The sequence below is a fragment of the Bacillus sp. UNC322MFChir4.1 genome (assembly GCF_000746135.1).
In the GTDB taxonomy this organism is placed as follows: Bacteria; Bacillota; Bacilli; order Bacillales; family Bacillaceae_G; genus Bacillus_A.
Genome location: NZ_JQKQ01000012.1, coordinates 100,879 through 119,859, shown reverse-complemented (window position 1 = coordinate 119,859; position 18,981 = coordinate 100,879). Strand labels below are relative to the sequence as shown.

At 35.8% G+C, this 18,981-nt stretch carries 26 protein-coding genes and 1 pseudogene; 22 read left to right on the top strand and 5 right to left on the bottom strand.

Translation table 11 applies throughout. The annotated features are described in order from the left end of the window. The first annotated feature begins 1 nt into the window (after nt 1). The 9 genes from BR72_RS05910 to BR72_RS05875 all read left to right on the top strand — a co-directional run bounded on the left by BR72_RS05910 (nt 2) and on the right by BR72_RS05875 (nt 6,371). Nucleotides 2-1,201, top strand: a complete 1,200-nt coding sequence (locus BR72_RS05910) for a siphovirus ReqiPepy6 Gp37-like family protein (protein WP_035430854.1) — start codon at nt 2-4, stop codon at nt 1,199-1,201. 4 nt (nt 1,202-1,205) lie between these two features. Continuing rightward, complete coding sequence (locus BR72_RS05905) at nt 1,206-2,093, top strand: hypothetical protein (protein ID WP_035430852.1); 888 nt, start codon at nt 1,206-1,208, stop codon at nt 2,091-2,093. 4 nt (nt 2,094-2,097) lie between these two features. Next, nucleotides 2,098-2,379: an XkdW family protein gene (locus BR72_RS05900; protein ID WP_081904795.1), complete on the top strand. Its 282-nt coding sequence runs from the start codon at nt 2,098-2,100 to the stop codon at nt 2,377-2,379. Between the two features lie 4 nt (nt 2,380-2,383). Further along, the gene (locus BR72_RS25335; RefSeq protein ID WP_081904794.1) at nt 2,384-2,518 is read left to right on the top strand and encodes an XkdX family protein; all 135 of its coding nucleotides are present in this window, start codon (nt 2,384-2,386) and stop codon (nt 2,516-2,518) included. A gap of 30 nt (nt 2,519-2,548) precedes the next feature. Further along, nucleotides 2,549-2,791 carry a hemolysin XhlA family protein gene (locus tag BR72_RS05895; protein ID WP_035430848.1) on the top strand — a complete coding sequence of 81 codons (243 nt, stop codon included), beginning with the start codon at nt 2,549-2,551 and terminating at the stop codon, nt 2,789-2,791. Between the two features lie 8 nt (nt 2,792-2,799). Further along, nucleotides 2,800-3,006, top strand: a complete 207-nt coding sequence (locus BR72_RS05890) for a hypothetical protein (RefSeq protein ID WP_035430846.1) — start codon at nt 2,800-2,802, stop codon at nt 3,004-3,006. Then, the gene (locus BR72_RS05885; RefSeq protein WP_035430845.1) at nt 3,006-3,857 is read left to right on the top strand and encodes a M15 family metallopeptidase; all 852 of its coding nucleotides are present in this window, start codon (nt 3,006-3,008) and stop codon (nt 3,855-3,857) included. Before BR72_RS05890 ends, BR72_RS05885 begins: the two co-directional genes overlap by 1 nt. 63 nt (nt 3,858-3,920) lie before the next feature. Then, entirely contained in the window at nt 3,921-6,029 is a 2,109-nt protein-coding gene (locus BR72_RS05880) for a NosD domain-containing protein (RefSeq protein WP_035430843.1), read from the top strand. A 129-nt stretch (nt 6,030-6,158) separates the two neighbouring features. Then, nucleotides 6,159-6,371 carry a YqaE/Pmp3 family membrane protein gene (locus BR72_RS05875; RefSeq protein WP_051957230.1) on the top strand — a complete coding sequence of 71 codons (213 nt, stop codon included), beginning with the start codon at nt 6,159-6,161 and terminating at the stop codon, nt 6,369-6,371. A 30-nt stretch (nt 6,372-6,401) separates the two neighbouring features. On the opposite strand, the gene BR72_RS05870 is transcribed toward BR72_RS05875, so the two are convergent. Then, nucleotides 6,402-6,866 (bottom strand): restriction endonuclease, encoded by a 465-nt coding sequence (locus BR72_RS05870; RefSeq protein WP_035430842.1) that lies wholly within the window; start codon nt 6,864-6,866, stop codon nt 6,402-6,404. Nucleotides 6,867-6,902: 36 nt separating this feature from the next. Next, nucleotides 6,903-7,100, bottom strand: coding sequence for a helix-turn-helix transcriptional regulator (locus BR72_RS05865; RefSeq protein WP_035430840.1), 198 nt, complete (start codon nt 7,098-7,100; stop codon nt 6,903-6,905). A 148-nt stretch (nt 7,101-7,248) separates the two neighbouring features. On the opposite strand from BR72_RS05865, the gene BR72_RS05860 reads away from it, so the two are divergent. From BR72_RS05860 to BR72_RS05840, 5 genes are all read left to right on the top strand, one after another. After that, nucleotides 7,249-7,530 (top strand): hypothetical protein, encoded by a 282-nt coding sequence (locus tag BR72_RS05860; RefSeq protein ID WP_035430839.1) that lies wholly within the window; start codon nt 7,249-7,251, stop codon nt 7,528-7,530. Next, nucleotides 7,514-7,816, top strand: coding sequence for a hypothetical protein (locus BR72_RS05855; protein ID WP_035430838.1), 303 nt, complete (start codon nt 7,514-7,516; stop codon nt 7,814-7,816). Before BR72_RS05860 ends, BR72_RS05855 begins: the two co-directional genes overlap by 17 nt. Nucleotides 7,817-7,818: 2 nt before the next feature. Next, the gene (locus BR72_RS05850) at nt 7,819-8,001 is read left to right on the top strand and encodes a hypothetical protein (RefSeq protein WP_035430837.1); all 183 of its coding nucleotides are present in this window, start codon (nt 7,819-7,821) and stop codon (nt 7,999-8,001) included. 115 nt (nt 8,002-8,116) lie between these two features. Beyond that, complete coding sequence (locus BR72_RS05845; RefSeq protein WP_035430836.1) at nt 8,117-9,298, top strand: FtsK/SpoIIIE domain-containing protein; 1,182 nt, start codon at nt 8,117-8,119, stop codon at nt 9,296-9,298. Then, nucleotides 9,240-9,863 carry a replication-relaxation family protein gene (locus BR72_RS05840; protein WP_035430835.1) on the top strand — a complete coding sequence of 208 codons (624 nt, stop codon included), beginning with the start codon at nt 9,240-9,242 and terminating at the stop codon, nt 9,861-9,863. Before BR72_RS05845 ends, BR72_RS05840 begins: the two co-directional genes overlap by 59 nt. Before the next feature lie 23 nt (nt 9,864-9,886). Here BR72_RS05840 and BR72_RS05835 read toward each other — a convergent pair whose 3' ends face one another. Further along, nucleotides 9,887-10,123 carry a helix-turn-helix domain-containing protein gene (locus BR72_RS05835; RefSeq protein WP_035430834.1) on the bottom strand — a complete coding sequence of 79 codons (237 nt, stop codon included), beginning with the start codon at nt 10,121-10,123 and terminating at the stop codon, nt 9,887-9,889. Between the two features lie 155 nt (nt 10,124-10,278). Between BR72_RS05835 and BR72_RS26265 the strand changes: the two genes are divergently transcribed. The 6 genes and pseudogenes from BR72_RS26265 (at nt 10,279) to shc (ending at nt 15,675) form a co-directional block, all read left to right on the top strand. Next, nucleotides 10,279-10,401, top strand: coding sequence for a DUF3961 domain-containing protein (locus BR72_RS26265; RefSeq protein ID WP_156107901.1), 123 nt, complete (start codon nt 10,279-10,281; stop codon nt 10,399-10,401). A 17-nt stretch (nt 10,402-10,418) separates the two neighbouring features. Further along, nucleotides 10,419-11,282: a helix-turn-helix domain-containing protein gene (locus BR72_RS05830; protein WP_035430833.1), complete on the top strand. Its 864-nt coding sequence runs from the start codon at nt 10,419-10,421 to the stop codon at nt 11,280-11,282. A gap of 72 nt (nt 11,283-11,354) precedes the next feature. Further along, nucleotides 11,355-12,803, top strand: a complete 1,449-nt coding sequence (locus tag BR72_RS05825) for a recombinase family protein (RefSeq protein ID WP_231559674.1) — start codon at nt 11,355-11,357, stop codon at nt 12,801-12,803. 18 nt (nt 12,804-12,821) lie between these two features. Then, nucleotides 12,822-13,211 (top strand): annotated as a pseudogene (locus BR72_RS05820) (EamA family transporter RarD); the annotation flags it as partial. A 78-nt stretch (nt 13,212-13,289) separates the two neighbouring features. Continuing rightward, nucleotides 13,290-13,715 carry a divergent PAP2 family protein gene (locus BR72_RS05815; RefSeq protein ID WP_035430830.1) on the top strand — a complete coding sequence of 142 codons (426 nt, stop codon included), beginning with the start codon at nt 13,290-13,292 and terminating at the stop codon, nt 13,713-13,715. 100 nt (nt 13,716-13,815) lie between these two features. After that, complete coding sequence (shc, locus tag BR72_RS05810; protein ID WP_035430829.1) at nt 13,816-15,675, top strand: squalene--hopene cyclase; 1,860 nt, start codon at nt 13,816-13,818, stop codon at nt 15,673-15,675. 19 nt (nt 15,676-15,694) lie between these two features. Here shc and BR72_RS05805 read toward each other — a convergent pair whose 3' ends face one another. Continuing rightward, nucleotides 15,695-15,844, bottom strand: coding sequence for a YfhD family protein (locus tag BR72_RS05805; RefSeq protein WP_035430828.1), 150 nt, complete (start codon nt 15,842-15,844; stop codon nt 15,695-15,697). 132 nt (nt 15,845-15,976) lie between these two features. Between BR72_RS05805 and fabG the strand changes: the two genes are divergently transcribed. Beyond that, nucleotides 15,977-16,717, top strand: coding sequence for a 3-oxoacyl-ACP reductase FabG (fabG, locus tag BR72_RS05800; protein ID WP_035430827.1), 741 nt, complete (start codon nt 15,977-15,979; stop codon nt 16,715-16,717). 80 nt (nt 16,718-16,797) lie between these two features. On the opposite strand, the gene BR72_RS05795 is transcribed toward fabG, so the two are convergent. Next, on the bottom strand, nt 16,798-18,282 hold the full coding sequence (locus BR72_RS05795; protein ID WP_035430826.1) for an aldehyde dehydrogenase family protein: 1,485 nt from the start codon (nt 18,280-18,282) through the stop codon (nt 16,798-16,800). A 418-nt stretch (nt 18,283-18,700) separates the two neighbouring features. Between BR72_RS05795 and BR72_RS05790 the strand changes: the two genes are divergently transcribed. Then, nucleotides 18,701-18,979, top strand: coding sequence for a YhdT family protein (locus BR72_RS05790; protein WP_035430825.1), 279 nt, complete (start codon nt 18,701-18,703; stop codon nt 18,977-18,979). Nucleotides 18,980-18,981: the final 2 nt, after the last annotated feature.

The following is an 18,981-nucleotide window of genomic DNA, read 5'->3' as shown; positions in this document are numbered from 1 at the left end:
TATGAAATATAAAATATATGTACGAGATGAGTATTTGAACCGAGTTGCAGAGATAGATGATTTTCAGAAATTAGATATAATCCCACGTTTTAACGCGGTGGGTTCCTGGGCTTTGGATATTCCGACTGACAGTAGAGCAGCCAAAGAGTTGATTAAACCTAGAGCTGGCATTATTGTTGTGAGAAATGGAAAAACAATTTTGTCTGGTTCAACAGATAATCGGAGTAGGAAATGGAATCAAGATACGGATATGTTAACATTCAGCGGAAGTGACGATAATGTTTACTTACAAAATCTTGCTTATCCGCATCCAGGCGGAAATTTTTCTTTACAAGATCATGATGTAAGGACAGGTGTAGCTGAAACAATCATGAAGCAATATGTGGATGTAAATATTGGTCCTAGCGCTTTATCGCAAAGGAGAATGTTAGCTCTAGAAGTAAATCGAGGACTAGGTAAAATAGTTACAGGAAGAGCGCGGTTCAATATGCTTATAGATTTACTCGCAAGTTTAGCCATATCCGGAGGAGATTTAGGTTTTAGAGTTGTGCAAGTAAACAAAACATTACAATTTCAAGTGTATCAACCAACAGACAAAACAAGGTCTGTTTTTTTTAGTCCTCTTTTAGGTAATTTACGAGATTTTGAATACAACGTAAAAGCACCTGAAACAAATTATGTCATTTGTGGTGGGGGCGGTGAAGGGGTAAATCGCATTCTTTTAGAAAGAGGCGATTCTGTTAGTATTTCTCAATATGGGCGTAAAGAGTCTTTCATTGATCAGCGAAATACAACTGATACCAATGAAATTCAACAATCTATGGATCAATCGCTTATTGAAAAAGGTGAAAAAACAAGTTTAAAGATAACGCCAATTGACACGCCAAGCCTAACTTTTAATAAGGACTACTATCTTGGTGATAAAGTCTCAGTAGTTATTACACAACCAGGTGAGATGGCAAATATAAACACGGTCCAATCTTTTATTTCATCTTATCAGAATGAGTATATTCGAAAAACACAGGAAAAGCTGGATGTAATTCAAGATATTATGAGAGAAATTAAAATCACAATTACGCCTAATGGGGAATCTATTTCTCCTGTGATTGGAACTCCTGATTCTATATCGAATTCTAGTCGGGGTATTTTTGATAAAATGAAAAAAATTATGAAACGTGTAAGTAATTTAGAAAGGAGATAATGGAATGACACAAACGTATTTTCCATTTGATAGTGGACCAGGTTCGAGTGTAACAGAAATTCAGTGGAAGGAAATGGCGCAACATTGGATGGACACCGGTGTATTATTAGGCACATTCAATGACCTTGGTGTATACGCTGATTCTTCTGGTATGAAAGTAAAAGTACGAAGTGGAGCAACTTGGATAGAAGGGCACTATTTTAAATCTGACGCAGAAGAGATAATTCCGATTGCAACCGCAAATGCAACAAATCCCAGGATTGATCGTGTAGTCATTCGTCTTGATTGGAGCACAAATAAAATCAGTTTAGAAGTTCTACAAGGTACACCAGCGGCGACTCCTGTTGCTCCAGCATTGACTCAAAATACGGGGCGATGGGAATTTCCATTGGCTCAAATAAGAGTAAATGCAGCAGTAGCGACAATTGCCGCTAATATGGTTACAGATGAAAGAACTTTTGCGCAAGGAAGTGTTTTCGTATCTAGGTCAAGAAACTCTTTTGCTGGTGATAGCGCTCACCAAGTCTACGGCAGTGCGGATACACGTGTGACTTTTCCACGGAACGAAGTGACACGAGGAAATGTAGCATCTATAAACAGTGATGCCACATTTAAAGTAAATGAAGCAGGTTTATATATGCTGGTGGTTCATGGTCAATCACAACTTGCTACAGAAGCACATTCTTTTCAACCGCGTTTATTTAAAAACGGTGCTCAATTACGAGCGTTAGGTGATTATAGTTTCAGTAGTACACGATATTCACATTTTTACGCGACTGAAATTTTACAACTAGTAGAAGGAGATACAATTGAAATTTGGATACATCTGAATCAAACGGCAGCGGATTATACATTTCCATACATTCAAATCCAAATTGCGAAAGTGAGATGATATTATGACAGTTCTGTTAGAATCTCAAAAAAATATAGGAGATTCCATTTTGTATTTATTTCCTAATGCTGTCGTAGATCATAACTTTAAAGTCATAAACGATGGCGAATCATTTAAATTAGTAAAATGGGAAATGGATGCTGTGATTCCTACTGTAGAAGAATTAGAATCTGTGTACGAAAAGGCGCAAGAAGGACGAAATGAAATGCCGATATCAGAGTTGGATGTCATTAAGAAACAGCAAACCGATCTAGCTTTTGAGCTCATGCAGAAAGGGGTGCTCTAGTCTAATGGATTGGTTTATGTGTGCTACTATGGATTTTGAAATTTACAAAGATATTTTACGAATTCAAAAGTATGTGCAATTTAAGAAAATAACAGAAGTACAATACACAAAAATTACTGGAGAGCCTTATACAACATAGGCTCTCTTTTTATTTGAAAGGAGGGATACAATGGCTGAACAACCGAAACATGATGATTTTCGAGAACTTCTTGTAGGTCTAACGAGGGTTGAGACAAAGCTTGATTCGCTTGGTAACGTAAAAGATGTTGCAGTCGAAGCGCAGCAGTCAGCAAAGAGTGCTCATTTACGGGTAGACAGATTAGACAAACTAGTATTTTGGATTGGTACCACAGTCATTGGAGCAGTTATCACAGGCGCTATTATGGCGCTTTTTAAATTTGGAGGAAAGTAGGAGAGAGGATGGACAAGGGGAATATCAAAAAACGTTTACGTAACTGGAAAACATGGGTTGCGCTTTTTTCATTGGTTGGATTTTTGTTTAGTAAGTTTGGTTTACCAGAAGCAAAGAGCTTCTTAGATGAAGCCGTTCCTTACATTTTTACATTAGGAATCACACTTGGTATTTGGTCAGATCATGAAGAAATTCAAAAAGGAGATGTTGAATAATGAAATATCATACACGAAATGTGAACAATTTAAACAAATTAGGCGATCATACAAAAGCTGCAGCTTTTAAATGGTATCAATATTGCTTGGACAATGGCATTGAAGTGTTAATTTATGAAACCATCCGTACAATTGAACAGCAACGTGAAAATGTTCGCAAGGGCGCATCACAAACGATGCGCTCTTATCATTTAGTGGGACAAGCGTTAGACTTCGTTCCGATTCAATCAGATGGATCTGAAGACTGGGAAGGATATTGGAGAGAACCGTGGGTATCCGCAATTCGTTATGCGAAAAATATCGGATTTGAATGGGGTGGGGATTGGCAAGGATTTGTTGATTCACCGCACCTACAATTCAATTATCGTGGTTATGGTACAGACACTTTCGGAAGCGGTGCACAAGATGCGGAGGATTCCCCGTCTACAGAATCGGATAACAATGAAGGTATTGCTTATATTGAAGGAAGTAATGTTAATCTGAGAAATGGTCCAGGCACATGGTATGGAGTTATTCGTCAGCTAAATAAAGGCGAATCCTATAAAGTATGGGGACAATCAAATGGTTGGTTAAACCTTGGTGGCGATCAGTGGGTTTATAACGATTCTTCTTATATTAATTATTGTGGAAGTAGTGCACCTTCACAACCTTCTTCATCTTCTGATGGTGTAGGAGTAGTTACGATTACTGCAGATGTATTACGTGTTCGCACTGGTCCAGGAACAAACTATGACATCGTAAAGAATGTATATCAAGGCGAACAGTATCAATCATGGGGATACAAAGATGGCTGGTACAATGTTGGTGGTGATCAGTGGGTATCTGGTGACTATGTAAGTTTTGATAAATAACAAACAAAACCAAGCTCCTTTGTGGGCTTGGTTATTTTTATAAAAAATAAGGCGGTGCTAATTATGAATTATTTAATTGAATTGGACAAATGGGGAATTAAACAAGGGATTCCTACTAAACCTTACACTGATGAAAATTTTATTCAAGCAGATTTAAATATTCAGGGGTTGAACAACGCAATACAATATGCACACGACAATGAGTATTCTAGTCTTACATTACCGAGGGGCGAATACACTGTTTGTTATCCTAGACAAATTCAAATGTTAAGCAACTTAACGTTAGACTTGAATAGTTCTAAGTTAAAAGTAATTTATGATTCAGATAGAAAGAGTCCGTTCGATAACAGAACAGGAATTGATTATCATAATTTTGTAGGTATCACATTATCATTTGCAAAAGCTGAGCGTGCTACCGTTAAAAACGGAGAAATTGAAGGTTGTCGTTCTGATCGTAGTTTCTTGAATGATAGAGAAGTTGCTGTTGAGCATAGTTATGGAGTTGCTTTCCGTGAAGGTTCTAGGTTCTGTGAATTAGATGGAGTTGATATTCACGATTATATGGGCGATAACGTTTCGTTCTTATCTTCAGCATTAATTGGTTATGCAGAATTTGATGAAGGTTGCACAATTAATTCATTAGATTATTCAACAGGACAACCTATACCTGTCACTAGTCCTAAAACGGTAGTTACAAAGATGTTAAATATTCAATTTGATAAAGATAAGAAAGTTAAGTCAATGTACGTTGGTGGTTTAGGATATGCACGTTTAACAGGATTGTATAATAAGTTCTTTGATGTTTTCTTTTATGATAAGAATGATGAATTTATAGGCGCTGCTAGAAAACGAAGAATATACAGCGACATCACGATTCCTAATGGTGCTACTAAATATCGTATGCAATTCTTGGATGAATCAGTAATAAGACAACACGCTATAACGGTTTGGTTCGGTTATATACCTTCTCATAACGTTATTAAAAATTGTGACATTCATGATGGCCATCGCGGAGGAATTACTTTAGGTGGTAGTCATAATATTGTCGAGAATAATGTTATACGAGGAAATGGTAAAGGTTTAGCAAGATTTTTAGATAAGAAGCCTATCTTTAATGATCCAACTAGATACGCAATTAATATGGAAGATTCATACGGTTCGAAATGTGTAATTCGCAACAATGATATCTACGATTCGTATCATGGCATATTGGTTGGTTGTTTCGATGTCGAAGTAATAAGTAACCACATTCATGATATAGATTATTGGGCTGTAAATTTATATTCTATATCAATGGCTAAAATAAGAGATAACTACTTCTATAACAACCTTAACAATATAGGATTAATGACTTCAACATTTTATTCTCCTTATGTCTTGGTTGAAGGGAATACATTTGTTAACGGAAGTTTAAATCTTAATACGACAGCATATAAAGTAGAATTAAAACATAATCAGTTCATAAATCCTATGTCAATTGTAGTATCTGAAGGTTGTACGATGTCGGATTCGCATATAACATACACAGAAACACTAAACGGAGCAGTAGTTGTTGCTAATAAATTAAAAAACTGTTCATTTAAATCGTCTCAAGCTGTTATCATGCGCGAATTAACAATGAAAGTATTAGAATTAGAAAACTGTTCATTCGAAAATTTACGGTTACGTTTCGAAACTCAAAATGTAAAAGTACCTACTAAAATTAAAGTTATTAATCCTACGTTTGTATATTGTGAAATTCGTAATCATACTTTCGGAGCGCCTAACTCAATTGATATAATTGATGGAAAATTAACTGATACATTTTTAGAAGTTGGCATTACGAATGTTGATAATATAAATCCATACACGAAACTTTATAATTGTCAAATCAACATTAATTCTAGTGGAATAAAACATTTATTCGTTTCTGATTGCAACAGATCAACTTCGGTAGCGACATATATTGCTGAAAAATGTAAGATAAATATCACTAACTCTTCATTCGCTTATGTATTAAATTCAGGTTCAGCTAATCAATCAAATGAGTTATTGTTACGTGATAATGAAATTTCTTATAGCGGAACAGGTTCGCTAAATTTAGTTTTCTATAAGAATGCTACACATATCAAAAACTTCGTACTAGATGATAAAAACACGTTCACAAATATGAATTTACCAGCTATAAATTAATAAAAACCAGCTCTTTTATAGAGCTGGTTTGCTTTTTTTGTAGAAGACTATTTTTTAAAAATATGGTATACGAACCTTATATATCCATGTACAATATAGTTACATAAATGTAGAAGGAGGCATAGCTATATGATTTACTTGCTTGTTCTGTTTTTACCACCTGTTGCTGTATTGTTATGTGGAAGACCCATTCAAGCACTAATTAATTTGGTTTTATGCCTATTTTTCTGGATTCCAGGCATTATACACGCTTGGATGGTTGTGAGTGACAAGAGACAAGATAAGCGGATTAAGAAGCAGACGAAAACGCTGATTAAAGCGCAACAGAATCAAAGTGAATGACACGAAAGCCCGCTCTTATGAGTGGGCTTTTTACTTTTGCATCATACTGATTAACGAATCTCCATCGATTAATTCTATATTTTTATTAGCAGCATATTTTCGTGCGTTTTTATTAAAATTACTAAGTGTTACAAAGTATCCTCCAACAGCATCGGCGTCTACGATAGCACTGTGAAGTTTTTGAATGAATGTTCTTCCGATTGTTCCCTTTGTATGGCGTTTTACCTCAACAAATTTCATTTCTTTTCCTTTGTGTAAAATGATGTCTTTTCCACCGTCATTAGATGCTGATGTTACTTGTGCTTTGTATCCAAGAGAGCGAAAGAAGTCAGCAACAAAATATTCAAAATCTCGTGGATCCATCTCTTCTAAATTTTTTCGGTTTGCTTCCATTTTGATTCGGTTAGCGCGAATCTCTTCGGTAGAAACTTCAGGAGTTTTCGTTATTGAACCGATTATAAAAACAATTACTAACAACAAAATAGACCAAATCATAAATTTCACCTCAGTATGAGTATTCCCAAGTGAGGTCTATTCTATATTATCTTCAATCCAAATATCCTCTAACTTCATTTCTAACGCTCTTGCTATACGATATGCCACAGGTAAGGTAGGCAAACCACCTTTAAGCAAGTTTGTCATTGCAGAATTACTAATTCCAGCTTGTTTTGCGACATGGGTGTACTTAATTCCTTTCTTATCTAAAATATTCTTTAATTCACTTCTCATATCTTCACATCCACTTATATATTTTAGTTTGTCTTTATAAATAATTTTCTATGGACAGGCAAAATCCTTCTTTCTAGGTCATATACCTATATTACTTCCACAAAGAAGACTACAAAGAAGTTAGGACATCAGGAATGGAGATGGTTATATGCGTAATGGATTTAAGTACCTATCTAAAATGCCATTGTATCCATCACAAACTTTATACAATATGTATGCTGATGCAGACGATGAAAACGAGATAGAAGCAGTTTATAGCCACATATTAAACAACAATGCAATACAGCATCCTGATTATGTAGATGTAGTGGAGCTGTTAGGAGAAGAACCGTATGGTCCATATAATGAAGCTGGGATTCAAAGGCGGATTGATGCGTATCTAGCTCACTGTAGACAATGGGGGGGGATGAATAATGCGCTGGCAATATGATCATTTAAATGATACGCCGTATCTATATTCATCAAAAGAACTACGTCAAATGTATAATCAGTCGAGATCAAGAGGAGAAACTGAATCAATTTTAAATCACATGCAAAACCATAAAGTATTTAATCAAAAAGAATACAGAGGGTACTTTAGTTTATCTCAGGTGATTGAAGAAGATCTGTACGGCGAAGAAGAAGATATTCTTGATTGGCAAGATCTTATGGAGCGTTATGAAATTGTTGCTACTAAGTCAGGAATAAAATTTCGTGAAAAGGATGAGGAGGAATAGTTATGACACTTGTTGGTGAAGCGGTAGTTGTATGGACGGCGACAGGCTTGTCTGTTATCACGATGAAGGCAGCTGAAAAATTGGGTCAGAGTGTTCCACATTGGCTTCCAAAATTGACTTTGTACACTACACTCACAGGCTCGTTTTTATATCTTCTACATTATGTTCTCGTTATGTTTCTATGAAGGAAAAGAATGTGGAAGAGTGAGACAATGCATTACACTAAGTAGATTGCTTGTCCTGAAGTATTCTAGAAAAGTGCAACTATATCCTAAAGGATATATAAGGAGTGAACTCACCATGCTTGAATTGTTATTAATACCTGCAGTTTCGCTGAGCTATGCATTAGTTAGTGATAAGTTAAAAAGTAAAAATGATGATCGAAAGAAGATTCAAGTGTTCTTTGAGGTCAGTGGGATTGCAATAAAAAAAGATGATAAATTACATTATCCGGAGTTTGAAAAACAGATTGATGATGATCGTAGCATAACATACATTTATAATTTGCCAGTTGGTATGCCTTCAAAGGTTATTCAAAAAGTTGAGGATGTGGTAAGTGAAGGATTAAATAAGCCAGTCCGAATTCAATACGATAATCATAAATTAAAAATTCGTGTATTCGCTAGAGAGATACCAGAAAAATGGGATTGGTCCACTGAATTAATACGAAGTGGTAAATGGCATGTACCTATTGGTCAAAGTTTAGAAAAGCTTGTGTATCATGATTTTGATAAAACACCACATATGACGCTTGGTGGACTTACACGAATGGGTAAAACAGTTTTCCTCAAGAATGTGGTTACGTCACTTATTACCGCGCAACCCAAAAATATACACTTACACATTATTGATTTAAAAGGCGGCTTAGAATTCGGTCCTTATAGGAACTTAAAACAAGTTGAACATGTAGCAGAAACACCCTATGAAACACTTGAAGTATTGCAGATTATTCTAGCTAAGATGGAAGAAAAGATGCAGTACATGAAAAAGAAAAGATTTACAAACGTTGTGGAAACTCCTATAAAGGAACGTCATTTCATAATAGTTGATGAAGGTGCGGAACTTTGTCCAGACAAGAACATGAGTAAAAATGAGCAGAAATTATTAGGCGCTTGCCAGTACATGCTTTCTCATATTGCACGTATAGGAGGAGCGCTTGGATTTAGGTTAATTTTCTGTACACAATATCCAACCGGTGACACATTACCACGTCAAGTGAAACAAAATGCAGATGCAAAACTAGGCTTTCGTTTACCCACACAGGTTGCATCTAGCGTTGTTATCGATGAGCCTGGTTTAGAATCGATACAAAGCATCCCTGGTCGTGCGCTTTTCAAAACGGATAGATTAACAGAAATTCAAGTTCCATATATCTCTGATAAAACTATGTGGGAACACTTAAAACAATACGAGGTGGAGAAGTATGAACATCCAGACACATATCAAATTCAACCGTCAGATGACGATTCTGACCTTGATTAGAAAATTAAAATTTGCTACAAGAAGGCATTTGATGTCTATTCATGATATGGGTGGAATTCGTAATGCAAATCGTATTTTAAAAGATATGAGTCAATATGTGAACTACACAATTTATAAAAAAGAGTATGTATATTACCTAAATAAAAAGGGCCGTGAGCTTTTTGACGATACAGAAAAAATTGTACCGACAAGTCGATTAGCTCACAGCCTTATGAGAAATGAAGCGTGGCTCTATCTATTCTGTCCTGACGATTGGAGAATAGAAGAACCTATTCGCTATAAAATAAATGATAAAAAGAAAACAATTATTCCTGATGTTAAGTTTAAAGGTGAAGATGGCATATTAAACGCTGTTGAAATAGATCGCACACAAATGATGAATATAAACAGCGAGAAGATGAATAAATACGGAGAACTTACTACGTATTACAAAAATAGATACAACGGCAAGGTACCTATTATTCATTTTTTCACAGTAACAGAATATAGGAAGAAAACATTAGAACAATTTGCAATGAAATACGGTGTATATGTGAAAACATATGTTGTACCAGAATTTCAATAAAGAAAAAAGAGCTGGATTCATGTTCAGCTCTTTTTTATGTACTTCACTACATCATCGATTACATAAGTTTTATCGATGCCTTTTTCTTTAGCTATTCTATTTAATGTGTCAAGTATTGCTTCCAGAGTTTCAAAACGTATAGAACTCGCATCACCATTAACTAAGTCCCCAACTGTATTTGATCGTACTTTAGCTTCTACGGATAATTTATTTTTGGATATCCCTAGATCTTCTAAAGACTTACCAAGTGTAAACTCCATATTAATTCCTCCGATATACCGATTATCTTATTTTGTATTGTACACCATTTTTTGAATAAATGAAACTATTTTTGTTCAACTATTGACGTTGAACTTTTTAGGTTGTATAATTCAACTTAAATAGTTGAACATTAAAAGTTAAAGGAGGAGCGTAAATGCAACAATTAAATGATTACTTTGGATTAGCAAGTAAGTCAGATTGTATATGGTTTTATGGTTTCTTCTCAGTAGCAACAATTTTATTTCTAATAGACATGTTTATTGCCTACATTTTATAAGGAAGGAGATAGTCACAATGTTAAGTACAGCAAACTATTCACAGTACAAAAAGCTGCAGTCATTCTCATCTGTGGAAGACATGAATGAAACGATTCGTTACTTTTTGTACAAGCATACACATGAGTTATCAGACTCAGTTATAAAAGTATTGAAATTCTTAGCAAGGCATTCATGTAAAATACCAGGTGTATCTTTCTTAAAAGTTTCAACGATTGCAGCAGCGCTAGAAATCAGTGACCGAACAGTAAGACGTGTACTGAAAATCTTAGAAGAATACATGATTGTAATACGCTACAAAACAGTTAGAACAGAGGGGAAATTAAAAGGCGGTAATGGTCACAACGTATATGTTATTCAAAAAAATAATAGTGTCCTACCGGATGTCCTACCGGAAATGTCACAGCGGCAAGACAATGAAACACCTACAGAATCAATGGCTACAGAGCCGAAAGTGGAAGTGGAAGCTGAGCTTGTTGAATCACACCCTCTAGAAGATTTAAAAAACGAATTAAACGTAAGAGAACAGTCCACAAGTGATTATGAAGAAATTAAACTTGAAGACTTAGACGAAACATTCACACCAGAAAATGTGCCACAACAATTTAAAAATGCAGTTACTCCATTCTTTAAATCAGCGGAAAAGATATACAAATTGTATGGCCGGGTATTAACTGCATACAAACGATCTAAATTAGATAAACCGATTGTGGAAGTAATAGAGCATGCAATTCAAGCATTTAGGGAAACTGTATTTGCCGAAAAAGCAAAACGAATACGTAGTACATTTGAGGGATATTTTTATAGCATAGTAGCAGAAAAATTTGTTTTAGAACGCAGAAAAGAATGCCGTGGAAAATTATTTGATTGGTTAAATGAGTAAATAAAAATTGCCCAAGGGGAAAATTTAATTTATAATTTAATCATTATACTATACATGAAGTTGGTGATTAAATTGAATTATGCGGTATACGTTCGTGTATCTACTGATAAGGATGAGCAAGTGTCTTCTGTAGAGAATCAAATAGATATTTGTAGGTATTGGTTAGAAAAGAACGGATATGAATGGGACGATAGTGCAGTGTATTTTGATGATGGTATATCTGGTACAGCATGGTTAGAACGACATGCTATGCAACTTATTTTAGAAAAAGCCAGAAAAAAAGAACTGGATACAGTGGTATTTAAGTCTATCCACCGATTAGCCAGAGACTTAAAAGATGCTCTTGCGATAAAAGAAATTCTAATTGGTCACGGTATTCGAATGGTTACTATTGAAGAGAATTATGATAGCTTATATGAAGGTAAAAATGATATGAAGTTTGAAATGTATGCAATGTTCGCTTCGCAACTGCCTAAGACTCTGTCAGTATCGGTTTCTGCTGCATTGACTGCTAAAATTAGAAGAGGCGAACATACAGGGATAATTCCATTTGGATATGATAGGGTAGATAAAAAACTTGTTATTAACGAAGAAGAAGCCAAAATTGTAAGGGAAATCTTTGAATTACAAGAAAAGCAAATCGGATATAAAACAATTAGTAAATATTTAAATGAAAAAGGTATAAGAACTAAAGCAGGGAATAATTGGTCTGGCACAACGATAAAACACATTTTAACAAATTCGCTTTATAAAGGTGAATATATTATGAATCAATATGGTTATGTAAAAGTTGATGGTAGAAAAAAACGGATAATAAATCCTAAAGAAAAATGGACTATTTTTGAAGATCATCATCCAGCGATAATTCCTAAAGAACAATGGGATCATGTAAATAATTTAGGAGATGAGAAGCGGACAAGAACAAAAGTTGATAAAAAAAACGAATTTCGCGGAATTGTATATTGTGCTCATTGTGATTCAGCTATTAGAGCAGTATATAGCGGCAGGTATAGTAGAGGAGAAAAGAAAGAATGGGTATATATGAAATGTGCTCGTTACAAGAGATATGGTACGTGCGTTAATCATGTGCCAATTCAATATCATGAACTACGAGAAGTCATTCTTTCAATGTTAAAAGATAAGGAAAAAGAATTAAATATACAATTTAGTCCACAAAATGAGAAGAAACACAAAGAGAAAATGCAGAAAGTTAAGAAAGAAATACAACAATTAAAAATGAAAAAGGACAAGCTGATAGAATTGTATATCGAAGGTCTTATAGGTAAAGAAGCTTTTGTACAGCGTGATAAAAAGTTTGAAGGTGAAATTAAAGAAAAAGAGTTACAATTAATTAAGTTAAGTGATGTAAAAGCGCAATCTAACGAACAAAAAGAAGTAAAAAAGGCATTCGCGCTTTTACAGGAAGAACAAGATCTTCATGAGACGCTTAAAATTTTAGTGAAAAAAATATCCTTATACAAAGACAAAAGAATGCAAATTAAATATACATTTGATATTTAAAAGTATAACTAGTTATTAATGACAATCACAACGATGATTGTAACACCGATAGCTCTTGTATATTTAGGAATGCTTGGTGCAAAGGGGATTAGTTCATTTGGGACAGTATCGATTACATCGACATTACTTCTAGCAGGGGCTGGTATTGTTACTGCACTGCCGCTTTTATATTTTGCAAAAGGTACAAAGCTTATTTCGTTATCAATGGTCGGATTTTTGCAATATATTGCACCGACAATTAGCCTTGTATTAGGAATTTTCGTCTTTCATGAACATTTTACCAATGCACACATGATCGCATTTTTCTTTATATGGATTGCGTTATTTGTCTTTTCGATAGCAAAAACGAAATTTATGTTAAATAAGCAGCCGAAATTTATAAAAAATAAATCTGCAAAAGTTTCGTAAAACGGCATAGTATTATGTATGCCGTTTTCTTTATAATGAAAGTAAGGGTATTCCATTATAAGCGGTGAGGTGCGAATTATGGAAACAATTTTACATAACAACCCATTAATGTCTGCAGTGATTGCATGGTTTTTAGCGCAATTTACAAAAGTGATCATCAACTTAGTAAAAAACAGAGAATTTGATTTTGCGAAGTTTTTTGCATCTGGCGGAATGCCGAGTTCTCATTCTTCCACCGTCACAGCATTAGCAATGGCAATCGGAATTGAAGAAGGAATGTCGAGCTCTCTATTTGCGATTGCAACGATTTTTGCGATTATTGTCATGTATGATGCATCTGGAGTGAGACTTGCTGTTAGTAAACAAGCAAAAATTTTAAATGATTTTTTCCATGGAAGACAAACGGATTATAAAAAATTGAATGAACTTGTCGGACATACGCCATACCAAGTCGTTATCGGGGCGCTTTTAGGAATTGTTGTTGCGATTTGTTATTGTTCATAAGCAAAGTAAGGAATGAACCTTACTTTGCTTTTTGTTTTGCGCATATTTACGTATGTTTTTGAATATCGTATATGGATTCAGTGAAGAAGGGGGGATATCTATGCAATTGTATGACAAAGTAAAATACGAAATGGAGCGCCAGGTTACAGCGTTACGTACGATGCAGCAAAGAGATGGAACATGGCGCTTTTGTTTTGAAGGAGCCCCGCTTACGGATTGCGCGATGATTTTCTTGTTACGTTTGTTAAGAAAAGAAAAAGAAATCGAACCATTTGTAGCAAGGCTTACTTCTTTGCAAGCAAATGAAGGAATGTGGAAGTTGTATGAAGATGAGCCAAATGGGAATCTTTCTGCTACCATTCAAGCTTATGTTGCATTGTTAGCTTCTAGAGAATATAAGAAAGAAGACAGAATTATGCGCCGTGCAGAACAATTTATTCGCGAACAAGGTGGAATTACAAATGCTCACTTTATGACGAAGTTGATGTTAGCATTGCATGGACAATACAATTATCCTCCATTGTTTCACTTCCCTATGCCTTTTTTCTTTCTACCGGATCATTCCCCGTTCAGTATGTATGAGGTGAGTAATACTGCTCGCATTCATTTCGTGCCTACGATTATTTGTATGAATAAGAAATTTGTAGTAGGAGAAATTGACGTTCCTGATTTGAATCATATAGTGGGTGCAAATAAATCAAATTGGTTTCATTCTCAGCGTTCGTCAGTTTGGCAAACCATTTTATCTGAAGGAAAAAAGCTAATTTCGTATCCGTATACACTTCATCAAAAAGGGTATAAAGCAGCGGAACGTTTTATGTTAGAACGTATAGAAGGAAATGGAACACTTTACACTTATGCGAGCGCTACTTTTTATATGATTTATGCCCTCCTTGCTCTCGGTCATTCTATACATTCTCCTATTATCGAGAAAGCTGTATTAGGGATACAGTCGTACATATGGAATACAAAAAATGGTGCCCATTTACAAAACTCACCTTCAACCGTGTGGGATACTGCTCTTTTAAGTTACGCTTTGCAAGAAGCAAATGTGTCAGAAGAGGATGCGATGATTGAACGAGCAAATCGTTATTTATTAAGGAAGCAGCATACCTCTTACGGAGATTGGCATGTTCATGCACCTTCTTTACCTCCTGGCGGATGGGGGTTTACTGATACGAATACGATTGTACCAGATTGTGATGATACAATAGCAGCCCTGCGTTCACTTACTTCTATCACAAAGAAAGATAAGAAAGTGAAACGAGCTTGGAATGAAGGGATACATTGGATTCTTGGAATGCAAAATAAAGATGGGGGTTGGGGAGCATTTGAGAAGAATGTTGATAAGCATATGTTTATGCATATTCCTCTCGATAGCGCAGAAGATATGATTCTCGATCCGTCTACAGCAGATTTAACAGGAAGGGTACTTGAATTTTTTGGAACGTATGCACCGGATGAAATAAACAGTTATGATTTACACCGTGCAATGCAGTGGCTTTTACGTAATCAAGAACAAAATGGTTCTTGGTATGGAAAATGGGGAGTTTGTTACATATATGGTACATGGGCTGCTGTAACAGGTCTGCGGGCAAATGGTTTACCAAATAATCATCCAGCAATAGAAAAAGCAGTACGGTGGTTAGAGATGATTCAACATCGTGATGGAGGCTGGGGGGAATCGTGCAAAAGTAGTAAGGAGAAACGATTTATTTCAACGTCTTTTAGTACACCTTCTCAAACTGCATGGGCTCTAGATGCGCTAATTGCTGTATGTGATATGGAAACACCATCTATTCAAAACGGAATCAATTATTTGTTAGAAAACGCCTTTCATAATATTGAATATCCGACTGGAGTAGGACTTCCCGGAGAGTTTTATATTCGTTATCATAGTTATCATCGTTTATTTCCTTTACTGACCTTTGCACATTATGTGAAAAAATACAAAAAATAAACCGAGACATATTCTCGGTTTATTTTTTGTTTGAGTGACCTTTTTGACGCGCATCTGCAGCATCTGCACGCGCTTGTGCTTCTAAGTCATCTTGATCAGCAAGTTCTCGAGAAAATGCAACATCAATACCGTCAGATACTTTGTTTTGCTGTACATTCTTATTTTTCATTTCACACAATCTCCTTGTGCTTTGCTAAGTTGCAATTATAGTGTGACACAAATAGACTTTTTTATACAAAAAGGAAAATGAAATACAAAAGACGAAATATATAGAAAATATATTGGAAAGTAGGGGAGAAGAATGAACTTTTTAGAGGGGAAGACAGCTGTTGTCACTGGTGCGGCGCAAGGAATTGGAAAAGAAATTGCACGTGTATTTTGCACTTTAGGAGCAAAAGTATTACTAAGTGATATGAATCAAGAAGGTCTAAATAGTGCAACATCTGAATTGTTACAGGAAGGATATGATGTAAGGGCGTATGTTTGTGATGTAAGCAGTCATACAGATGCAAAATCATTAATTGAGTATGCCATTCAAACATACGGTGAGTTACATATTTTAGTAAATAATGCAGGGATTACACGAGATGCAATGCTGCATAAAATGGAAAAAACAGCATGGGAACAAGTGCTGCAAGTAAATGTAACAGGGGTATTTAATTGTATGCAACCAGCGCTTTTACATATGCGTAAACAAGAATATGGACGCATTATTAATATTTCTTCGATTAGTTGGCAGGGAAATATTGGCCAAGCAAACTACGCTGCTGCGAAAGCGGGTGTAATTGGATTAACAAAAACAGCATCAAAAGAAGCAGCTGGATTTGGTGTTACATGTAATGCAATTTGTCCGGGATTCATGGATACCGATATGACGAAAGCTATACCGGACAAAGTAAAAGAAAAGATGATTGCCGCAATTCCAGCAGGGCGAATTGGAACGCCGCATGACATTGCACATGCAGCTGCCTTTCTAGCGTCAGACTTTGCTTCCTATATTACTGGAGAAGTGTTAAATGTAAGCGGGGGATTGCAAGTATAAAGATTGGTGAGCGGTTTGTAGAAGCCGCTCACCAATCTTATTAAATGAAGAAGGTCTTGCCAATTGGCAAGACCTTTCTTCTAGTTTAAGTTAATCCAAACGCTTTTTACTTCTGTATAGTTATTTAACGCATAAGAACCCATTTCGCGTCCTAGACCTGATTGTTTATAACCTCCAAACGGAGATGCTGCATCAAAGACGTTATAACAGTTTACCCATACCGTTCCAGCTCGCAATTTATTTGCGACATAATGCGCATTTTTCATGTTTTCTGTCCACAACCCAGCTGCTAATCCATATGCTGATTTATTAGCACGTTCAATCACTTCGTCAATGTCATCAAATGGCATTGCAGCAACGACAGGGCCGAAAATTTCTTCTTTTGCAATCGTCATTTCATCTTGTACAGCTGCGAAAATTGTTGGAGAAATGTAATAACCATTTTCGAAAGGTTTCGTTCCGCCAACTAATACTTCTGCGCCTTCATTTTTTCCTTTTTCGATATAGCTCATCACTCGGTTTTGTTGTTCTTCTGATACAAGGGGACCAATTGTTGTTTGCGGATCTAATCCAGCACCCTGTACTAAACTTTTGGAATACAAAGCAAGATCTGCGACAACATTATCATACATTTTCTTTGGAATAAATAGGCGAGATCCAGCGCAACATACTTGCCCTTGATTAAACATAACGCCCGAAAGTGCAGCTGGGATTGCGCGAGACAAATCAGCATCAGGTAAAATAATATTTGGCGATTTACCACCAAGTTCTAATGTTACACGTTTTAAAGATTGAGATGCTTCTTTCATAATGTGTTTTCCAACATCAGTTGAGCCTGTGAATGCAATTTTATCGACGAGAGGGTGACTGACAAGAGCTTGACCAGCTGTTTCTCCGTATCCAGGTACAATGTTAATTACACCTTTTGGAAATCCAGCTTCTTCAATTAGTTCAGCTAAATAGAGTGCGGAAAGGGGAGTTTGTTCGGCTGGTTTTAGTACAACAGTACATCCAGTAGCTAGTGCTGCACCTAGTTTCCACATCGCCATTAAAAGAGGGAAGTTCCAAGGGATAATTTGACCAACGACACCCACTGGTTCATGGCGTGTATAATTGAAGTAATCTCCTGAAACAGGGATCGTTTGACCAACTAATTTTGTTGCCCAGCCAGCATAATAACGCATATGTTCAATTGCAAGAGGAATATCTGCAGTTGTTGTTTCTTGAATCGGTTTTCCATTATCTAAAGTTTCAAGCTGTGCAAGCTCGTCTTTATGTTTTTCCATTAAATCGGCAAGCTTGTACATGAGACGGCTGCGATCAGCACCGCTCATACGTGACCATGGACCTTCATCAAATGCGAGGCGTGCTGCTAAGACGGCTTTATGAATATCTTCACGGCCACCTTCGTATACAATCGCTAACGTATCTCCAGTTGCTGGATTTGGTGTTTTAAATGTTTTCCCTGAAGCGCTTTCGATAAAAGCTCCATTTACATATAACTTTTTTGTTCCTTGCAAAAAATTCTCTACTTTTTCATGAAGGTTCACAGCTAGTTGACTCATTGTATAACCCCCTTAAAAATATATAATGTAAACGCAGCAAAATACTACGTTTATTCCAAATAAAAGAGGAGGTGTCAGATAAACTAGGTGAATGACATCTAATTTCAATCGTAACTTAAAAAATCAGAAATTTCAATCTTTATTTACGTTGAAATTGTTAAAAATATGTAAAATTTTTGATGTGAGGTTCATCCCCGTAACATGGAGGTGATTTATTGAAAAACGGAACGGAGAGTGGCGACTCCCGCGGAAAGCGTCCACTCGGAGTGGAGTGAACATCTTGTATGTCACCCTGTCTTTTGGTGATAAACCAAAAGTAAGTAAAATGTTTTTCGGAAAAGGTGTTCATTTTGTTTTTTTGTAGGAAAAACTATACAAAGAATGTTATAATAATACACCGTGGAAGGAGGGGAAAGAAATGAATCGACATCATGATGATCCACGTTTTCGTATTGCACATCGTGAAGCTTGGATTGGAATTGGACTTGCTGTTATCAACTTTCTGTTATGGTACGGATTTGCATATGGATTAGGTAGCGGTAATCCAAAAGAGTATACATATGTATTAGGATTTCCAGCCTGGTTCTTTTATAGTTGTATAGTAGGATTTGTTGTAATGGTTTTACTTATTATCTTTGTTGTTCGTTTCGTATTTCAAGATGTTTCGTTTGATGAGGAAGAAAAGAGTGAGGAATGAAA

What these genes read in the sequence shown, in the direction of transcription:
- BR72_RS05840 (WP_035430835.1), top strand. Translation starts at nt 9,240, where the DNA reads ATGAACATCCAGACACATATCAAATTCAACCGTCAGATGACGATTCTG.
- BR72_RS05855 (WP_035430838.1), top strand. Translation starts at nt 7,514, where the DNA reads ATGCGCTGGCAATATGATCATTTAAATGATACGCCGTATCTATATTCA.
- BR72_RS05795 (WP_035430826.1), bottom strand. Translation starts at nt 18,282, where the DNA reads ATGAGTCAACTAGCTGTGAACCTTCATGAAAAAGTAGAGAATTTTTTG.
- BR72_RS05880 (WP_035430843.1), top strand. Translation starts at nt 3,921, where the DNA reads ATGAATTATTTAATTGAATTGGACAAATGGGGAATTAAACAAGGGATT.
- BR72_RS05830 (WP_035430833.1), top strand. Translation starts at nt 10,419, where the DNA reads ATGTTAAGTACAGCAAACTATTCACAGTACAAAAAGCTGCAGTCATTC.
- BR72_RS05900 (WP_081904795.1), top strand. Translation starts at nt 2,098, where the DNA reads ATGACAGTTCTGTTAGAATCTCAAAAAAATATAGGAGATTCCATTTTG.
- BR72_RS26265 (WP_156107901.1), top strand. Translation starts at nt 10,279, where the DNA reads ATGCAACAATTAAATGATTACTTTGGATTAGCAAGTAAGTCAGATTGT.
- BR72_RS05850 (WP_035430837.1), top strand. Translation starts at nt 7,819, where the DNA reads ATGACACTTGTTGGTGAAGCGGTAGTTGTATGGACGGCGACAGGCTTG.
- BR72_RS25335 (WP_081904794.1), top strand. Translation starts at nt 2,384, where the DNA reads ATGGATTGGTTTATGTGTGCTACTATGGATTTTGAAATTTACAAAGAT.
- BR72_RS05860 (WP_035430839.1), top strand. Translation starts at nt 7,249, where the DNA reads ATGCGTAATGGATTTAAGTACCTATCTAAAATGCCATTGTATCCATCA.
- BR72_RS05865 (WP_035430840.1), bottom strand. Translation starts at nt 7,100, where the DNA reads ATGAGAAGTGAATTAAAGAATATTTTAGATAAGAAAGGAATTAAGTAC.
- fabG (WP_035430827.1), top strand. Translation starts at nt 15,977, where the DNA reads ATGAACTTTTTAGAGGGGAAGACAGCTGTTGTCACTGGTGCGGCGCAA.
- BR72_RS05905 (WP_035430852.1), top strand. Translation starts at nt 1,206, where the DNA reads ATGACACAAACGTATTTTCCATTTGATAGTGGACCAGGTTCGAGTGTA.
- shc (WP_035430829.1), top strand. Translation starts at nt 13,816, where the DNA reads ATGCAATTGTATGACAAAGTAAAATACGAAATGGAGCGCCAGGTTACA.
- BR72_RS05805 (WP_035430828.1), bottom strand. Translation starts at nt 15,844, where the DNA reads ATGAAAAATAAGAATGTACAGCAAAACAAAGTATCTGACGGTATTGAT.
- BR72_RS05890 (WP_035430846.1), top strand. Translation starts at nt 2,800, where the DNA reads ATGGACAAGGGGAATATCAAAAAACGTTTACGTAACTGGAAAACATGG.
- BR72_RS05790 (WP_035430825.1), top strand. Translation starts at nt 18,701, where the DNA reads ATGAATCGACATCATGATGATCCACGTTTTCGTATTGCACATCGTGAA.
- BR72_RS05870 (WP_035430842.1), bottom strand. Translation starts at nt 6,866, where the DNA reads ATGATTTGGTCTATTTTGTTGTTAGTAATTGTTTTTATAATCGGTTCA.
- BR72_RS05815 (WP_035430830.1), top strand. Translation starts at nt 13,290, where the DNA reads ATGGAAACAATTTTACATAACAACCCATTAATGTCTGCAGTGATTGCA.
- BR72_RS05835 (WP_035430834.1), bottom strand. Translation starts at nt 10,123, where the DNA reads ATGGAGTTTACACTTGGTAAGTCTTTAGAAGATCTAGGGATATCCAAA.
- BR72_RS05910 (WP_035430854.1), top strand. Translation starts at nt 2, where the DNA reads ATGAAATATAAAATATATGTACGAGATGAGTATTTGAACCGAGTTGCA.
- BR72_RS05885 (WP_035430845.1), top strand. Translation starts at nt 3,006, where the DNA reads ATGAAATATCATACACGAAATGTGAACAATTTAAACAAATTAGGCGAT.
- BR72_RS05875 (WP_051957230.1), top strand. Translation starts at nt 6,159, where the DNA reads ATGATTTACTTGCTTGTTCTGTTTTTACCACCTGTTGCTGTATTGTTA.
- BR72_RS05845 (WP_035430836.1), top strand. Translation starts at nt 8,117, where the DNA reads ATGCTTGAATTGTTATTAATACCTGCAGTTTCGCTGAGCTATGCATTA.
- BR72_RS05895 (WP_035430848.1), top strand. Translation starts at nt 2,549, where the DNA reads ATGGCTGAACAACCGAAACATGATGATTTTCGAGAACTTCTTGTAGGT.